Here is a 15833-nt window from a genome sequence, read left to right as displayed (position 1 = left end):
CAGTTACCACATAAAGACCCAGAACTATGAAGCCATCGACTACTATCAAGTCTTCGATTCTTGCCGGTATATGCATAGGCATAGCCGGATTCGGATATCTCGCGATCGGAGGTATTGCCGGAGCAGTGCTTTTCGCATGCGGACTCATCGCCGTAGTAAGCTACAAGCTTAAACTGTATACCGGTACTGCCGGCTTTATCGTCAAGGGCGAGGTCGGACATCTCTTTCTTGTCCTCTTCGGCAATATCATAGGTTGTCTTCTCGTCGGACTTCTTGCCCGACTGTCGCCTATGCCTATCCAGGAGGCTGCGGAGAAGATTCTTTCAGGTAGATTGGCACTGGGACCATGGAAAGGAGGATTACTCGCCATCGGCTGCGGCTTCCTGATGACGACAGCCGTGACCTTCTCACGCAAGGGCCAGTTCCTCCCTCTTCTTTTCTGCGTGCCTATGTTCATCGTATGCGGTTTCCCGCACTGCGTTGCAGATGCATTCTATTATCTGACCTGCTCGCTTTCTTTCTGGGGCGAGCATTTCTGGAGCATACTCCTTTTCTATGTATGTATAGTGATAGGCAACTTTGTCGGTTGCAATCTCTATCGTTTCATCATGATGGGGGAGGAACAGATATGATGAGGAATATTGCAAGTAAGTTAATCGCTGTGGTACTCATGACCACGGCGTTTTTTTCACAGTCATGTACCAAGGAGAACAACGACAATTTCTCCATCAGGCTGTCTTGTCCCAAGACTATGTATTATGCGGAGGACCATGTCGGGCATATTCGTGTCAGGACGTCTCCGGACAACCTTCTGTCTCAGAGGAATGCCGTGCTCAGTCTCCAGGCTCAGAGTGGGGTCGAAAATCCATATCTTGTGGTAAGCGACAAGCATGACCTCGGCGAAGGACTTTGGGAACTTGACATTAAGATCAAGTCGGGGGCTCCGGAAAGTACTTCATTCATGGTTCGCGTCGACCGCGGTGTGAAGAACGTGATGACGGCTTCGGTCGAAGCTAAGCTCGCGAATCCGGGCATCAGCGCCGTGACCATAGAGGGAAGGCCGGCTAAGTTCAACGCCGCGACATCGACCTTTACGGCAGTGGTTCCTGCCCGCAGCGAATTTTCTGATCTGAAGCTGGAGTTCGTTGCTGAAGCAGAGAAAGTCATGGCTGACGGCAAGGACGTTACTTCAGGCAGTTCCAAAGTGGATTTCAACAAGCCCGTGACTCTCCAGGCGGTGGTCGGGAACAGTACTGCGGAATATAAGGTGGAGGTCAGAAATACCGGACTACCTACAGTTTTCATCGAGACTCCAAAGCCTATCACGAGCAAGACAGTGTGGGTGGAAGGCGGCAGCATGAAGATCGTTCTTCCGGACGGAACCGTCGACCTTGAGTGTGGTACCAGCATCAGGGGCAGGGGAAATTCGACATGGAACTATGTAAAGAAACCTTATGCGATCAAGCTTGACGAGAAGGCAAAGGTACTTGGAATGCCCAAGCACAAGAGGTGGGTGCTCCTCGCGAATTGGAAGGACCGCACTCTGATGAGAAACGATGCCGCTTTCTGGCTTTCTCGCCATAGCGGACTCGACTATACCGTGAAAGGTGAGTTCGTCGAGGTCGTGCTCAACGGTAAGCATGTTGGTAACTACTATCTCTGCGAGCAGATAAAGATAGACAAGAATCGCGTGAACATCGAGAAGATGGAACCTATGGAGACAGATCCTGAGCTGATCTCTGGTGGATACCTTCTTGAAATTGACACCTATTATGATGAGGTGAACAAGTTCAAGTCTCCTAAGTTCAGGCTTCCTTATATGTTCAAGGAACCAGACGAAGAGGAACTTTCGCCAGCGGCCTTCAGTTATCTTCAGGGATATGTTTCCGAACTTGAAGCCATACTAAAGGACAGCGAGAGGCTCCAGGCCCACGAATACGAGGAGTATCTGGACGTGGACTCATGCATAGACTACCTTATCGTGGAGGAACTGACGAACAATACCGACTTCTACAATACATGGCCGAGCCCTGGCACCCACAGCTGCTATATGTATAAGGACAGGGGAGGAAAGCTCATGCATGGACCTGTATGGGATTTCGACTATCACGGTTTCGTCCCTACCTATTCAAATATGTGGGCAGGAGCGACGAAGACCCTCTACTATCCTATCTTGACCAAGGATCCGAAGTTCCGCGAGAGGCTCATCGAGCGTTGGAATCTCCAGAAGGACGAACTCAGGAAGCTTCCTGACTATATACAGAAAGTGGCTGATCAGATCAGAGATTCTGAAGAGATCAACCACGATATGTGGCCTATCGATACCAGTTTTGAGAACGGAGACGAGAGTATGAGCTTCGACCAGGCGGTCGCAAGGATCAAGGACGGCTTCGTCAAGAAGTGGGAATGGATGGATAGGAATATTGCCAATCTGAAGTAATCTACTTCTTGCTGGCCTTTGCCTGCTTCTTTGCGGCCTTTGCCTCAAGCTTGGCCTGCTTTGCCTGAGCCCTGGCGAGTCTTGCCTGCTCAGCTGCCCTTTCCTGCTGCTCCATGAATGTCTTCGTGTAGAACATGATGACACCGTTGGCGCCCTGGATTCCATAGATCGCTGCGGTTCCGTCCTTGAGCACTTCTACATGGTCAACGTCGTCCGGATTGAGATAGGTGAAGTCGCTGGTGATCACGTCATCGACGATGAACAGCGGCTGGGTGTTGCTCGAGTTTGTTCCGATACCACGGATGATGACTTCAGGCATTACGCCGTCGCCACCTCCCGTGACATTCACTCCTGGGATACCTTTAATAAGGTCGATGATACTGGTGTACCTCGTCTTGTGCTTGTCAACGTTCACGTCCTTGTTCGCGTTCTGGGCGTATGAGGATACCGCGATTCCGATCAGGCATACGAGTGAAACAATGATTCTTTTCATTTTATCTGTATTATGGAGTTTACGTTATTGTCGTTCTAAAAGCGTCAGTCCTGTTTCCTGAAGAAGGTCAGTCGGCTGATGTCTTCTGTCATCTGGAAGCCTATCTGATTGCAATGTGAGCAGTTGGGGAGTACGAAGTAGATTCCGTCCGTACATTCCAGGACGTACCTGTCGAGGTTCTTGTCATAAGCGGCTCCCAGTGGTGCAGCCTCGAGCTCATAGGTCTGTCCGTTGATCTTGTATGTTAGTGAACGCTCTGACCATACCGTACCCCTTGTGGATACGAATACGGCAGGACGTCCGTCCTCGTAGGTGCCGGCTGCCAGTATGTTCAGACCAGACATGCAGATGCATGAGAAGTCCACATGACCGTAGTATCCGGCGTAGTTTTCATTGAAGTCGAAGGTCTTCCAAGTGATTCCGTCCTTCGTACTTGCAATCTCGCCAGCGTCAGTGACGAGATATTTCACGTTGTCCAGGGAAGCGACGCACACGGTCTTTCCCTTGATGTCGGGTTCTCCGTCCGCAGCGAAGCCCGACCATGAGATCGTCATGGCCAGGCTTATTACTGCTATGCGGAGTAGTCTCTTCATTTACTTGAGACTGGTAGTGATCTTGAATGAATCGAATGATGCGGTGATAGGAGCAGCATCTTCCATATTCATGCCAGCCATGCCGCGTGGCATCCTCATCATTGCTGCGTTGCGAACGCCGTTGCTTGCCATCACGCCAGCCTGGATGTCCTTGAGGAGGACATCGGTCTCACCGAGCTTGATGTAGTCCCTGCCGTTGAGAGAGTAGGTGGCGGTGTAGCTTGTGCCCTTCTTCACGAGACGGAGGTAGATGACGTCAGCTGCAGAGTCGAGGTTGATGGCAACGGTAGTCTTGTTGTTACCGTTGTCCTCAGCTACGAGCTGTACGCTGCCGGTAGCTGGAGCACCTGCCTCAGGCATGCGCATGCCACGTCCGAATGACATGTTCGCGTAAACGAGCTTGACGAAGTTGTCGTCATCCTCGTATGCCACGAGACCTGCGTTCTGGCCAGGGTTGCCAGGAGTTGCAGATGTGCTGAGTTTGGTCTCAATGGTCCAGTCGCTGTTTGCACTCTGGAGAACGAGGTTCTCTGCGTTGTTGTTTGCGAGGGTGAGGTCACCATTTGCGGTGGTGATGTTGAGAGCGCCGTCCTTCACTGAGAGGGCAGAAGCGTTCTTCCTTACCACGTTCCAGGTCTTGCCGAGTGCTGCACCGTTGAACTCGTCAGATACGCCCTTCACACCGAAGCATACTGCATATTCAGACTCGTCGCAGGTAACGTTATCGATAACCTTCACGATTGCGGTACCAGGAACTGCGTTTGCCTGCTTGACTACAACCTCGAGCTTAGGGTCCTTTGCTGTAGCCTTGACTACAGGTGCCTTTGCAGAGGCCTTCCTTACGATGCTGTACTGGTTTACGCCGCTCTTGAGGATAGACTTGCCGTCAACAGTGAGGGTGGCGAGTGCGAGCTCTGGATTGACCTTGATCGCATAGCTTCCGCTTACGGTCTTGCCGTCAACGGTAACCCTTGCGGTGATGGTTGCTACGCCCATAGACTTAGCGGTAACGAGACCGTTTGCGTCAACGCTTGCAACGTTAGGGTTGCTGCTGATGTAACGAACCTTGGCCTTGGTGATATCGGTGAAGCTGTCGTCTGTCAAGCTTCCGGTAACCTTGGTCTGTGCGGTCTGACCTGCTCTCATGACTGAGACGCCGCAGTCAGCAACGACAACCTTGAGGGCTGGCTTGAAGCTCTTGCCGTTCATGGTGGCGGTAACGGTACCACGGATGTCCTTCGATGAAGAACCGACCTCGAATACATACCTTCCTGAATCGTAGGTGATGCAATCCTTGTCCATGTCCCAGAACCAGAGGTCTGCGCAGTCGATGTCGATGTCCACGGTCTTGGTCTGTCCGACAGGGATGGTTACCCTCTGGAAGCCCTTGAGTCTCTTGAATGGCCTCTGGAGTGATGCAGGGCTGTCAGGAGTGGTCATGTAGATCTGTACGACCTCGTCGCCGTCGTATGAACCGGTGTTGGTTACATCTACGCTGATGGTGATCTTGTCGTCAGGAGTGATAGCGGTCTTGCTGATCTCGAAGTTAGAGTATTCGAAAGTGGTGTAAGAGATACCGTAACCGAACTCGTATGAAACTGGCTTGGTGAAGTACCAGAGGGTACGTCCGTTCTTGCCGTCGTTTGCACGGAGGGTGTAGTCGGTGATTGCAGGGAGGTCGTTGACGCTCTTGTACCAGGTAGCGTTAAGCTTACCGCCTGGGGTTACGTCACCGAAGAGAACCTTAGGGATAGCAGCACCCTGAGCCTGGCCGTTGTAGCCAGTCCAGAGGATTGCAGATACGTTCTCGAGGTTCTTGAACTCCTCAACCTCTACACAGCCGAGAGTCTGCATTACGACAACGGTATTCTTGTTTACTGCAGCGACTGCCTGGATGAGCTTGACCTGGTTACCAGGGAGGAGGAGAGTAAGACGGTCAGCCTCCTCGGTAGCGGTGTTCTCGTCGGTACCTACGAATACGATAGCGACGTCAGACTCCTTGGCTGCCTTGATGACTGCAGGATCGATCTCCTCGTCTTCTGGTGCCTTGTATACGAGATAGAGGGTCTGAGGACCGTTGTAGCCAAGCTTGTTGACCTTAGCCTCGAGAGGCATGCTGGATCCGTAGACACCACCGACGCGCTTGCCGGATGCCTTGGTTGCCTCGATAGTACTGATGAGGTTTCCTTCTGGAGAACCTACGCGAACTTCGACGATACCGCCCTCTGTAGGGATGTTGAGACCGATGGTGATCTGCTCAACGTTCATGAGGTCAATGTTCTCATAAGCGGTCCATGAGCCGTCGTCGATAGAACGAACCTGCTCCTCTTCGCCCATACCTGAGCCGACGGTGATGCCCTCAGATGAGAAGCTGTACTGGGTAGCGTCCTGCCTGGTGACGGTGCCGTCTGGCTTTGCGAGCTCGAAGTAAGCTACATAAAGGAGGTTACTCTTGCTCTTGGTGCTACCACCTGAAGCGAGAGTGAGGTCGATATCGAGACCCTTGTCTGCGATGTACTTGGTAAAGCCCTGGTAAGGGGTGGTCTTGCTTGACTCCTCAGGACGGCCTGAGTAAGGACCGAGCTCTACGTCGTCAGCCTGTGGGCCGATGATGGCGATGCTCTTGATAGCGTTCACGTCGAGAGGGAGAGCCTTGTTCGCGAAGCCTGCAGGGGTGGTGTTCTTGAGGAGGACAGGAGTGCGGGTTGCAACTTCCTCGGCGATTGCCTGGCTCCTCTCGGAGTTCACGACACTTGCTGGGTACTTGGTGTAAGGAACCATTGACTCAGGGTCGAACTCACCGGTCCTCATACGGACGGTGAACATGTTCACGAGTGCGCGGTCGATGTCTGCCATTGTGATGAGACCTTTTTCGAGAGCGCTGATCGCGAATCTCTGGTATACGCTACCGCAGTCAGAGTCGACACCGGCCTTGAGGCCTGCTGCTGTTGCTTCCTCTGCAGTCTCCACATAGTAGTGTCCGGTGTAGATGTCCTCGATTGCTGCACAGTCGCCGGTAACATAACCCTTCATACCATAGGTCCTGCGGGCGATGGTGTCGAGATAGAGCTCGCTGGCTGAGGTAGGGACGTGGTTGACTGCGTTGTATGATGACATGATCGATGGGAGATTGTCATTCTCGATGAGCTCCTTGTAAGGATAGAGATAGAACTCCCTCATGTCGCGGCTGTCCATGTTCGAGCTGCTGACGTGGCGGTCGAACTCGGAGTTGTTGGCGAAATAATGCTTTGCGGTAGGAACTGCCTTCATGTAGGTCTCGTCGCTGCCCATGAGACCTCTTACGAAGCCGCTTGACATGGTTGCTGCGAGGAATGGATCCTCACCGTAAGACTCACCGGTGCGACCCCATCTTGGGTCACGGATAGGCTCCACTACTGGTGACCAGAAGGTAAGTCCCTTGGTTCCGGTCTGGAAAATTGCGCGAGCCTCATCTGCGATGACGGAAGCCTCGAGTTCGAGGAGCTCAGGATCCCATGACGAACCGAGTGCGACACTTCCTGGGAATGATGTAGGACCCTGGAGGCCTACTGATGGATTGGCTCCGGAAAGGACTCCGTGAAGAGCCTCGCTCCATACGTTGTACTGCTTGATTCCGAGTCTTGGAACTGCAGCCATGTTGTTGCCGAGAAGACTTTCCTTCTCCTCAAGGGTGAGACGTGACACGAGGTCTACGGCTCTCTCCTCGAACGTGTAGTTCGTGTTGAGGTAGATCGGCGTGGTCTTGGTGACCTTCTTGTCAGCCGGTACGAAAGCTACCGAAGCTGCAAGGGCGAGAGCAGCAGAGATTGCGATGCCTGCCCTGAGAACAGATCTTTTTTTCATGGTGTGGTTATAATGTAATATGGTTTTGTGCTATTCTGCTATTTTAGCAATTAAAGATAAGGATAGATATTAAAAAAGCCAACATCCTGAAAGGATGTCGGCATATTTTGGGGTCTGAACGAAGATATTTGGGCTTAATTTGAAGAATATAGGTCGAAATTCACGGTCTTCTACTGTTCGTCTATGGTGTCATCAATGATTATTTCGGCCTCGTCGAAGTCTCCTATCAGCTCGCGTAGCTTCGCTTTCGCCTGCATCTTGATCTCCGGGGTGATGTTCCTCATGACCTTGTAGATGGCGATGGTGAGTGCTGCGATATCGTCCACATAGCCGGCAGCCGGAATGAAATCCGGGATGAGGTCGGCAGGAAAGATGAGATATCCCAGCGCACCGACTATCATCGCCCTCTCCTTGTTGGTCACGCCCTCGCTCTGCCACGCATAGAAGAGAAGAAGAGCCATATACATGGTCTTCGCTCCAAGCTTCTTCGCATGCTTGATGAGCTTCTTCCAGAAAGATCCGTCAGAAAAGTGCTTTCCGTATTTTTCTATGTCTTCGGGCCAGTTCATAGGACAAATATATGGGAAAAAGTTCGTAATTTTGTTTCTGTAATGAAAAAGATGACCGCACTTCTGTTTGCTTGTCTCCTGACCGTCTCCTCGGCCTGGGGCTTCGTCCTTGACAGGGAACTCCTGGAACTGGGCAAATCCCAGTATGAAGCCGGCGATTACCAGGAAGCCATCGAGACCCTCAAGGAGTTCGTGTCGAAGGCAGGAACGCCCAGCGAGGACCTCAACGTAAAGTTTGAAGGCCATTTCTATCTCGCACTCTGCTACCGTGCATTGGGGAATTGGGATACGTCGAAGAAGTGGTTCATCTCGATTTACAGGGTGCTCAACAAGTGGGGTACGCCGGAGGATATGAAGCGCTGGTCCGAGCGCATTGTTCCGGAGATCCACGTCATGACGGAACTTCGTGAGCAGGAAATTGCCCGGAAGGAGGCTGAGAGGCACAATCAACGTGTGATCATGACGCTTTTCATAATAATCTTCGCATTGGTGCTGATCGCGCTGGCTGCGGTGTCCTATGTGCTGGCAAAGCTCGGAAAGGCGAACCGTCAGCTCGTGCTGAAGAGTCAGCAGATCGTAGAGAACAAGGCCCATGTGAAGAACGTCGACGAGGACGACGAACTTGGAAAGAAGATCGTCGCGTACATGCAGAGCGACAAGCCATACCTGAATCCAGACTTTTCGCTTGAACTTCTCACGGAGGCGCTCGGAGTGAACCGTACATACGTTTCGTCGGCTGTAGGCAGGCTCGCACCCAATTTCAGGGCCTTTGTCAATTCATACAGGATTGCGGAAGCCGTGAGCATGCTCAAGGACAATCCCGACAGGAAATTCGACGAGATATCTTCGCTTTGCGGCTTCAGCAACAGCCGTACATTCTACAACGCATTCAAGTCTTATACAGGCCTCACTCCGTCGGAGTACAGGAGGTCTCTTAATCACATAGGGTAGATGGTCGTCATCATTGCAGAGAAACCGTCAGTGGCGAGGGAACTTGCCCACATCGTGGGTGCGAACAGGAGGGAGGATGGATTCATTTCCGGAAACGGATACTGCGTGACGTGGGCTTTCGGCCACCTTGTGCAGATTACGGCGCCTGAATCGGACGTGCCGTGGCGCGCGGAGAACTTACCCGTCATGCCGCCGAGCTTCCTGCTTCAGCCCGGCCAGACTACCGGTGCAGACGGCAAGAAGAAGGCCGATGACGGCTATGTTCACCAGCTGGAGGTGATACGCAAGCTTTTCGACGAATGCGAGTACATCATAAATGCGGGTGATGCCGGCCGTGAGGGTGAGCTCATACAGAGGTACATCTATTCCTATGTCGGATGCACGAAACCAGTGAAGAGACTTTGGATTTCCTCCCTGACGGACAAGGCGATACGCGAGGGACTGGAGAATCTCCATGAGAATTCCGAGTTCGATACGCTCTACGCTGCAGGAAAGGCTCGCAGCGAGGCGGACTGGCTCGTCGGCATCAATGCCACCCGAGCCCTGTCCATAGTCGCCGGCAGGGGCGTCCGTTCCCTCGGAAGGGTTCAGACACCGACCCTTGCGATGGTGTGCAAGCGATATCTGGAGAATAGGGATTTCGTACCTCAGACATTCTGGAACATCAGGATCACTGCAACCCGTGACGGCATCGAGTTCAAGGCTGTGACCAAGGATCGCTTCCTGGAGAAGGATAAGGTTGACGCAGCCGTCGAGAAGGTCGAGCAGATAGGTGCGCTCACTGTCACCAAGATGGAAAAGAAGGACAAGTCGCTTGCTCCTCCTTACCTTCATGACCTTACTTCCCTCCAGAAAGAGGCGAACAAGAGATATAATATGTCTGCGCAGGATACGCTTGATACGGCGCAGAGACTCTACGAGAAGAAAGTTCTCACATATCCTCGTACCGGTTCCAAGTTCGTTCCTGACGACGTCTTCGCGACCTTGCCGTCACTGATACGCATGCAGAACGCACACCCACGTTTCGGTGCGGTGGCGTCCGGCCTCGAGGGAAAGACATTGAACCGGCGCAGCGTGGACGCCACCAAGGTTACTGACCACCATGCGCTGCTCCCTACCGAGGTGCTCCCTCAGGGACTGTCTGACACGGAGCAGAAGGTCTATGATCTCGTGCTCGCAAGACTTCTCGAGTCGGTTTCGCCGAAATGCGACATGATCTCGACCAGTGCGGAGCTCGTGGCTGATGACATCGTCTTCTCTGCGAGGGGCAACATAGTCGTGAACCCGGGATGGAAGGCCGTGCTGAACGACAAGGCCGACAAGAAGAAGGAAGGGGAGGAAGAGGAACAGGACCTGCCTCCTTTCGTGGTTGGCGACGTAACTCCTGTCACCGCTGTGGAATGTACGGAAGGCAAGACCAAACCTAAGCCGCTCCATACTGAGGCTACGCTTCTCGAAGCGATGGAGCATGCCGGAAAGGAGGTCGATGACGATGACCTCAAGAGTGCGCTCAAGGATGTCGGAATCGGAACTCCTGCGACCAGGGCCGGTGAGATAGAGACCATCCTGAAGCGTGGGTATGTCACCCGTCAGGGCAAGGCTCTTGTGCCGAGCCCGATCGGCCTCGCGATCTATGAGTCCGTGAAAGACAAATATATAGCCAATGTCGAGATGACAGGAAGGTGGGAAACCTCTCTTTCGAAGATCGTTGACGGGGCTGTGTCTCCTGCGGCTTTCGACGAGTCTATCCGCCGCTATGTACAGGCTCTCACATCGGAGATTCTTTCAATCGACGATGTCTCTCTCAGGGCGGCAGCAATGGCCGAGGCTGAACCGGACGCGATCAAATGTCCGTGTTGCGGAGGACCGATGAGGGTGTGGGACAACAACGTCAAGTGCAAGGTCTGCGGACATTCCCTCTGGAGGACCGTGGCAGGCAAGCTCCTTTCGGAAGCGACGATGAAGAAACTCATCACCACAGGTCGCACGCAGGTGCTCAAAGGTTTCAAGTCGAAGTCCGGAAATGAGTTCGAGGCAGCACTGAAGCTCGATGACGATAAGAGGATAGCCTTCGATTTCGAGAAGGTAGATGAAAAGAGAAAGACAATAGACAAGAATAAAATGGCAAAAGTAAGCATCAAGACACCGAAAGGTGAGATCGTGGTGAGGCTCTACGACGAGACCCCATACCACAGGGACAATTTCATCCAGCTCGCTAAGCAGGGATATTATGACGGAACTCTCTTCCATAGGGTAATCAAGGACTTTATGGTCCAGGGTGGCGATCCTGACAGCAAGGGAGCCGCAAAGGGAGCACGCTTGGGCTCAGGCGGTCCTGGATACACTCTTCCTGCAGAAATCAACCCGACTCTCTTCCACAAGAGGGGCGCTCTTGCTGCGGCAAGGCTCGGCGACGAGGCAAACCCTGAGCGCAAGAGCAGCGGTTCGCAGTTCTATATCGTATGGGGCCAGACCTACTCGGAGGGTCAGCTCGGACAGCTTGCACGTCAGATGGAAATGCAGGCTCAGCAGACAGTGTTCAATTCGCTCGCAGCCGAGAGACGTGAGCAGATCATGGATATGAGACGCAATCGTGACCGCGCCGGCCTCTCAGCACTTCAGGACGAGCTCACCGCCATGACTCAGGCCATCGTGAAGGAAAAAGGTCTCGGCAAGCTCAGCCCTGAGCAGAAGACCATCTATTCGACCGTCGGCGGCACTCCATTCCTTGATGGACAGTACACCGTGTTCGGTGAGGTGGAGAGCGGACTTGAGGTCGTGGATGCGATCCAGAACGTCGCTACCGATGGCGCAGACCGTCCTGAAGAGGATATCACCATGACAGTTACAGTAATTCAGTAAGACCGGAAACACTATGAAATATACTAAGCTCGGCAATACGGATATCGAAGTCTCTCGCATCTGCGTAGGATGCATGTCATTCGGACAGCCTTTCGAGGATTTCCTCCTATGGACCTTGGACCAGCAGAAGTCCCAGGAAATGATCAGCCATGCGCTCGATCTCGGCGTCAATTTCTTTGACACGGCGAATTCCTATGCGCACGGAACAAGCGAGGAATATGTCGGCAAGTCGCTCAAGAATCTCGGCATCCCGAGGGACAAGGTCGTGCTTGCGACCAAGGTCTATTTCAATGAGGGCTTCCTTTCGCGCAAGGCGATTCTACGCGAGGTGGAGGGTTCGTTGAGGAGGCTCGACACGGACTACATCGACCTCTACCAGATCCATCGCTACGATTTCGATACTCCTATCGAGGAGACGATGGAGACTCTCGACTCTCTCGTGAAGGCTGGAAAGGTACGTGCAATCGGTGCTTCTGCGATGTACGGATACCAGTTCCATAATATGCAGGTGTGCGCGGAGAAGAACGGTTGGACCAAGTTCGAGACCATGCAGGACCACTATAACCTTCTCTATCGCGAGGATGAGCATGAGCTCATACCGATCTGTGAGCAGTACGGTGTCAGCCGCATCCCATATTCTCCGCTTGCCGGAGGACATCTCAGCCATACCGGATGGGAGAGCGGTACCATGCGCAGCAAGACAGACATGACCATACGCGGCAAGTACGACCATGCGATGGAGAATGATCTCGAGATCATCGCGAGGGTGGACGAACTCGCCAAGAGGTACGGAGTCTCGATGTCGGAAATCGCCCTCAGCTGGCATATCAAGAGGGGAGTTGCCGCACCTATCGTCGGAGCATCGAAAATGCACCATTTCGACGAGGCCGTGAGGGCAGTGGACTTCGAACTCAGCGATGCTGATGCAGCCTATCTCGAGGAGCCATACCGTCCTCACACCATAGTTGGTGCGCTTAAGGAGAATTTGGCAGAAGTTTTTTGATTTTTGTAAGGAATTGTGAAAACAATAATGGCTTCCACGTGCTGTGGAGGCCATTTTTGCTTAAAGCGGAATATCATTGGGAAAACTGGAAATGTCAAAATTTGCGAACATTAAGATATGGTTTACCTTCGCAACTGAAACATTATACCCATGAATACAAACGCACAAAACACCAACAAGTCAGCCTTCCCTGATCTCCGTGGGAAGCTCATCCTTGCCGTCGATGACGTCAAGTTCAATACTGTGCTTGTGGAGAAGATGCTTACTGCGTGCAACGCTAAGGTAGTAACACTTTCCAACGGCCAGTCGACCTTGGAATGGCTCAAAGCCAATAAGCCGGATCTCGTGATCCTCGATCTTCTTATGCCCGATATCAGTGGCTATGATATACTTTCTGCCATAAAATCCAATCCGGTCACCGCCGATGTCCCTGTTCTTATCGCGAGCGCATTCACCGCACGCGAGAACCTTATACAGGCGCGTGACATGGGTGCGATCGGCTACGTGAAGAAGCCTATCGTCATGTCCGAGCTCTTCGAGCAGGTTCGTTCGGTGTTCTTCGCTGACAGCGCGTCCGTGAAGGAGGGAATGATCATCCCACAGGTTCCGGAGAAAGTCATACCTGTAGCGCCGTCTTATGTGGGATGATACTGATTGTTCTCCTTTTACTGTCTATTCTTCGCTCTTGCCTGGCTTTGCCCACTTACGGTAACGAGCCCATACGTGAAGCCAGACTCTGGCAATGGAATCTACAGCGTCGCACATGATTGCGGCGCTATATTTTTCGAAATCTGCGTATGAATCGAGAGCCTTGAATCCCTTGGCGTCGATTGTCTCAGGATCCACGCTGTCTGGGAGCATCTCGTGCGAGAGCAGATATGAGTACTCCGAAATTGCGCTCATGTAGTCCCAGCAGTTGCTGTTCTTGGTACCCCAACTATGGTTATACACTCTCGACTTGAGGTCTTCCTCGACTGCCTTGATCAGCTCTGTTTCCTTTCCGGTGAGGAGAGGGTATCCTTCTGGGTCATATCCGAATCTCTCGCCCTTGAGGTCGATCACGTATGATTTCTTAACAGCCTTGTCCCACTCGCTCTCTATGTGTCCGTGGATGTTCTTGCCTTCGGAGAAAGACCTTGAATCGCAGTGAAGCGGCATGTGGCAGTCTGCGATGTAGTGGCTGAGGATGAAGAATCTGATGGCAATATGGTTGCATGACGGGCTGACCGGGCATCCCTTGTCCTCGGTCTTGAGCATCTTGAAGTCATCGACTATGTCATGGCAGACTGCCTCGCACCTGTCTGCAAGATTCCCGCTCTCGATCTTGAATTCCTTGCCCATGAGAGGGGACTTCTTCACGAGGGTAGGGAACACCATAGTCGCAGGAAGCTTCTTGAAGTCCCTGGAGCCGTTCTCTGTGGCAGGCGTATACTTGATGACGTGGCTGGTTGCCATGTCCTTGAAGACCTCGTCCGGATACCAAGCTCCTTCGACGACGAAATCGCGATAATCCTTGAACCATTTCACGAGCGAAGCCGCGTCGTCGGCTAGCTGATCTGTGGGCATCGTCGCATATTGCAATCTCTTCATGGCCATCATGGCCAGCCAGGCATGGGTATATTTCTTCATGGTAAAAGTTTTTTTTCAATGTAAAATTAGGAAAAAAGATTTAACTTTATTGCACCATTTATTTTATTGAAAGACAGTTAACGATATTTTCCCATGGCAAACACAATCAACGACATCATCGCTATGGCCGTAAAATCGGCCTCTGGAAAGGTTCAGATTCCGGCAAATATCCAGAATCAGGTTCTCGGAGGACTTTCTGAGTCTATTCTCGGCAGCCTTACTCAGACTGCTACCAAGGCCGGAGGTCTCGATCAGCTCAAAGACCTCTTCTCAGGAAAGGTGAATCCAGCCAACAGCGCTGTGACAGCTCTTGCATCGAACATGTTCGCTCAGAACGTGCTTGGCAAGCTCAACCTCGACAAGACCATTTCAGGTGCATTGGCAGGTCTCGTGCCTACCTCGATGACCAAGCTTTCCGGTCTGATCAAGGATCAGGATGGCGACGGTGACGTAGACATCAACGATATCCTCATCACCCTCAAGGGCGGTGCAGGCAAGGGACTTCTCGGCGCAGCTGCCGGCATACTCGGAAGCTTCCTCAAGAAATAAAACGTCAATATGATATTGAAGAACACGACATTGAGCGCCTGGGCCTTTCTGGCCTTGACGCCTGAGACTGATGGGATGTATTTTACCATCAGTCTTTGCGTCGTGTTCATACTTCTGCTGCTCGTCGTCTTCATGCTGACATTGTATGTCCAAACGAAGAAGTCGATGAAACTCAGGCAAAGGGAATTCGATGCATCGGTGCGTTACCGAAATCTTATCGAAGAGGTCCCCATAAGTTTTGTAAAGGCCAAGCTCATCCTTGATGAGCAAGGTAAGATCAAGGATATCCGCAACGTCAGTGCAAACAAGCAGACACGTGCTTGGTATGAGTCGACCGGTCAGGTATTGGGCGAGAAAACCTTGTTGGAGACCTTCCCTGGCTCCGGTACCGAGTTTATTGAACACCTCAATGAAGCTATGGCGGCAGGGGAGAAAAGTACCCGATTCGCCCTTAAGAATTCAGAACTGGAGATGTTCAGCAAAGTCTTTGCCGTGTTCGAAGGGAATCGTTATGTGCATATCTTCATGCACGACGAGACCGAGATAATCCAGGCTCGCAAGAGCGCGGAGCAGAACGACAAGATCAAGACCCAGTTCGTCCAGAACGTGAGCCATGAAATCCGTACCCCGCTGAACGCGATCATCGGTTTCTCGCAGTTGCTGAGCCTTCCTGAAGGTGTCAACAGCGAGGAAGAAAAGCTCCAGTACGCTGACTACATACAGATCAATTCAAAGATGCTGATGATGCTCATCGATGATATCCTCGACCTAGGGGATGTCGAGAAGGGCAACTACAAGGTCGATATCTGTGACACGGAATGTAACGAGATACTCCGACAGTCCATCAAGAGCGTCGAGTACAGGGTACCTGAGGGCGTGAAGATCTACTACACCTCCGAAG

General features: G+C 52.3%; 13 protein-coding genes and 1 pseudogene. 9 read left to right on the top strand and 5 right to left on the bottom strand.

Features of this window, described 5'->3' with window-relative positions; all coding sequences use genetic code 11:
• The first annotated feature begins 26 nt into the window (after nucleotides 1–26).
• Complete coding sequence (locus AC06ND_RS03560) at nucleotides 27–632, top strand: formate/nitrite transporter family protein (protein ID WP_475677616.1); 606 nt, start codon at nucleotides 27–29, stop codon at nucleotides 630–632.
• Complete coding sequence (locus tag AC06ND_RS03555) at nucleotides 629–2440, top strand: CotH kinase family protein (RefSeq protein WP_475677615.1); 1812 nt, start codon at nucleotides 629–631, stop codon at nucleotides 2438–2440. The genes AC06ND_RS03560 and AC06ND_RS03555 overlap by 4 nt, the downstream gene beginning before the upstream one ends.
• Before the next feature lies 1 nt (nucleotide 2441).
• On the opposite strand, the gene AC06ND_RS03550 is transcribed toward AC06ND_RS03555, so the two are convergent.
• The 4 genes from AC06ND_RS03550 to AC06ND_RS03535 all read right to left on the bottom strand — a co-directional run bounded on the left by AC06ND_RS03550 (nucleotide 2442) and on the right by AC06ND_RS03535 (nucleotide 7938).
• On the bottom strand, nucleotides 2442–2933 hold the full coding sequence (locus AC06ND_RS03550; RefSeq protein WP_475677614.1) for a TonB-dependent receptor plug domain-containing protein: 492 nt from the start codon (nucleotides 2931–2933) through the stop codon (nucleotides 2442–2444).
• 44 nt (nucleotides 2934–2977) lie between these two features.
• Nucleotides 2978–3526, bottom strand: coding sequence for a hypothetical protein (locus AC06ND_RS03545; protein WP_475677613.1), 549 nt, complete (start codon nucleotides 3524–3526; stop codon nucleotides 2978–2980).
• Nucleotides 3527–7369, bottom strand: coding sequence for a glycoside hydrolase family 3 C-terminal domain-containing protein (locus AC06ND_RS03540; RefSeq protein ID WP_475677612.1), 3843 nt, complete (start codon nucleotides 7367–7369; stop codon nucleotides 3527–3529).
• A 170-nt stretch (nucleotides 7370–7539) separates the two neighbouring features.
• The gene (locus tag AC06ND_RS03535) at nucleotides 7540–7938 is read right to left on the bottom strand and encodes a YkvA family protein (protein ID WP_475677611.1); all 399 of its coding nucleotides are present in this window, start codon (nucleotides 7936–7938) and stop codon (nucleotides 7540–7542) included.
• A gap of 51 nt (nucleotides 7939–7989) precedes the next feature.
• Here AC06ND_RS03535 and AC06ND_RS03530 point away from each other — a divergent pair, with 51 nt between their 5' ends.
• The 5 genes and pseudogenes from AC06ND_RS03530 to AC06ND_RS03510 all read left to right on the top strand — a co-directional run bounded on the left by AC06ND_RS03530 (nucleotide 7990) and on the right by AC06ND_RS03510 (nucleotide 13402).
• A complete protein-coding gene (locus AC06ND_RS03530) occupies nucleotides 7990–8889 on the top strand; it encodes a helix-turn-helix domain-containing protein (RefSeq protein ID WP_475677610.1) in 900 nt (299 codons plus the stop codon).
• Nucleotides 8890–10995, top strand: a pseudogene (locus AC06ND_RS03525) (type IA DNA topoisomerase); the annotation flags it as partial.
• Nucleotides 10996–11010: 15 nt separating this feature from the next.
• The gene (locus AC06ND_RS03520; RefSeq protein WP_475677626.1) at nucleotides 11011–11751 is read left to right on the top strand and encodes a peptidylprolyl isomerase; all 741 of its coding nucleotides are present in this window, start codon (nucleotides 11011–11013) and stop codon (nucleotides 11749–11751) included.
• A 13-nt stretch (nucleotides 11752–11764) separates the two neighbouring features.
• Entirely contained in the window at nucleotides 11765–12754 is a 990-nt protein-coding gene (locus AC06ND_RS03515) for an aldo/keto reductase (protein ID WP_475677609.1), read from the top strand.
• A 150-nt stretch (nucleotides 12755–12904) separates the two neighbouring features.
• On the top strand, nucleotides 12905–13402 hold the full coding sequence (locus tag AC06ND_RS03510) for a response regulator (RefSeq protein WP_475677608.1): 498 nt from the start codon (nucleotides 12905–12907) through the stop codon (nucleotides 13400–13402).
• A gap of 24 nt (nucleotides 13403–13426) precedes the next feature.
• Here the strand turns inward: AC06ND_RS03510 and AC06ND_RS03505 are convergent, their stop codons facing one another.
• Nucleotides 13427–14383, bottom strand: a complete 957-nt coding sequence (locus AC06ND_RS03505; protein WP_475677607.1) for a hypothetical protein — start codon at nucleotides 14381–14383, stop codon at nucleotides 13427–13429.
• A gap of 93 nt (nucleotides 14384–14476) precedes the next feature.
• Here AC06ND_RS03505 and AC06ND_RS03500 point away from each other — a divergent pair, with 93 nt between their 5' ends.
• Nucleotides 14477–14932, top strand: coding sequence for a hypothetical protein (locus AC06ND_RS03500; RefSeq protein ID WP_475677606.1), 456 nt, complete (start codon nucleotides 14477–14479; stop codon nucleotides 14930–14932).
• A 9-nt stretch (nucleotides 14933–14941) separates the two neighbouring features.
• Nucleotides 14942–15833 (top strand): histidine kinase dimerization/phospho-acceptor domain-containing protein (locus AC06ND_RS03495; protein ID WP_475677605.1); only part of this gene is annotated, 892 nt, incomplete at its 3' end.

This window comes from Candidatus Cryptobacteroides sp. (assembly GCF_056207615.1).
This window is presented reverse-complemented; position numbering and strand designations above follow the sequence as displayed.

What these genes read in the sequence shown, in the direction of transcription:
- AC06ND_RS03560 (WP_475677616.1), top strand. Translation starts at nt 27, where the DNA reads ATGAAGCCATCGACTACTATCAAGTCTTCGATTCTTGCCGGTATATGC.
- AC06ND_RS03555 (WP_475677615.1), top strand. Translation starts at nt 629, where the DNA reads ATGATGAGGAATATTGCAAGTAAGTTAATCGCTGTGGTACTCATGACC.
- AC06ND_RS03550 (WP_475677614.1), bottom strand. Translation starts at nt 2,933, where the DNA reads ATGAAAAGAATCATTGTTTCACTCGTATGCCTGATCGGAATCGCGGTA.
- AC06ND_RS03545 (WP_475677613.1), bottom strand. Translation starts at nt 3,526, where the DNA reads ATGAAGAGACTACTCCGCATAGCAGTAATAAGCCTGGCCATGACGATC.
- AC06ND_RS03540 (WP_475677612.1), bottom strand. Translation starts at nt 7,369, where the DNA reads ATGAAAAAAAGATCTGTTCTCAGGGCAGGCATCGCAATCTCTGCTGCT.
- AC06ND_RS03535 (WP_475677611.1), bottom strand. Translation starts at nt 7,938, where the DNA reads ATGAACTGGCCCGAAGACATAGAAAAATACGGAAAGCACTTTTCTGAC.
- AC06ND_RS03530 (WP_475677610.1), top strand. Translation starts at nt 7,990, where the DNA reads ATGACCGCACTTCTGTTTGCTTGTCTCCTGACCGTCTCCTCGGCCTGG.
- AC06ND_RS03520 (WP_475677626.1), top strand. Translation starts at nt 11,011, where the DNA reads ATGGCAAAAGTAAGCATCAAGACACCGAAAGGTGAGATCGTGGTGAGG.
- AC06ND_RS03515 (WP_475677609.1), top strand. Translation starts at nt 11,765, where the DNA reads ATGAAATATACTAAGCTCGGCAATACGGATATCGAAGTCTCTCGCATC.
- AC06ND_RS03510 (WP_475677608.1), top strand. Translation starts at nt 12,905, where the DNA reads ATGAATACAAACGCACAAAACACCAACAAGTCAGCCTTCCCTGATCTC.
- AC06ND_RS03505 (WP_475677607.1), bottom strand. Translation starts at nt 14,383, where the DNA reads ATGAAGAAATATACCCATGCCTGGCTGGCCATGATGGCCATGAAGAGA.
- AC06ND_RS03500 (WP_475677606.1), top strand. Translation starts at nt 14,477, where the DNA reads ATGGCAAACACAATCAACGACATCATCGCTATGGCCGTAAAATCGGCC.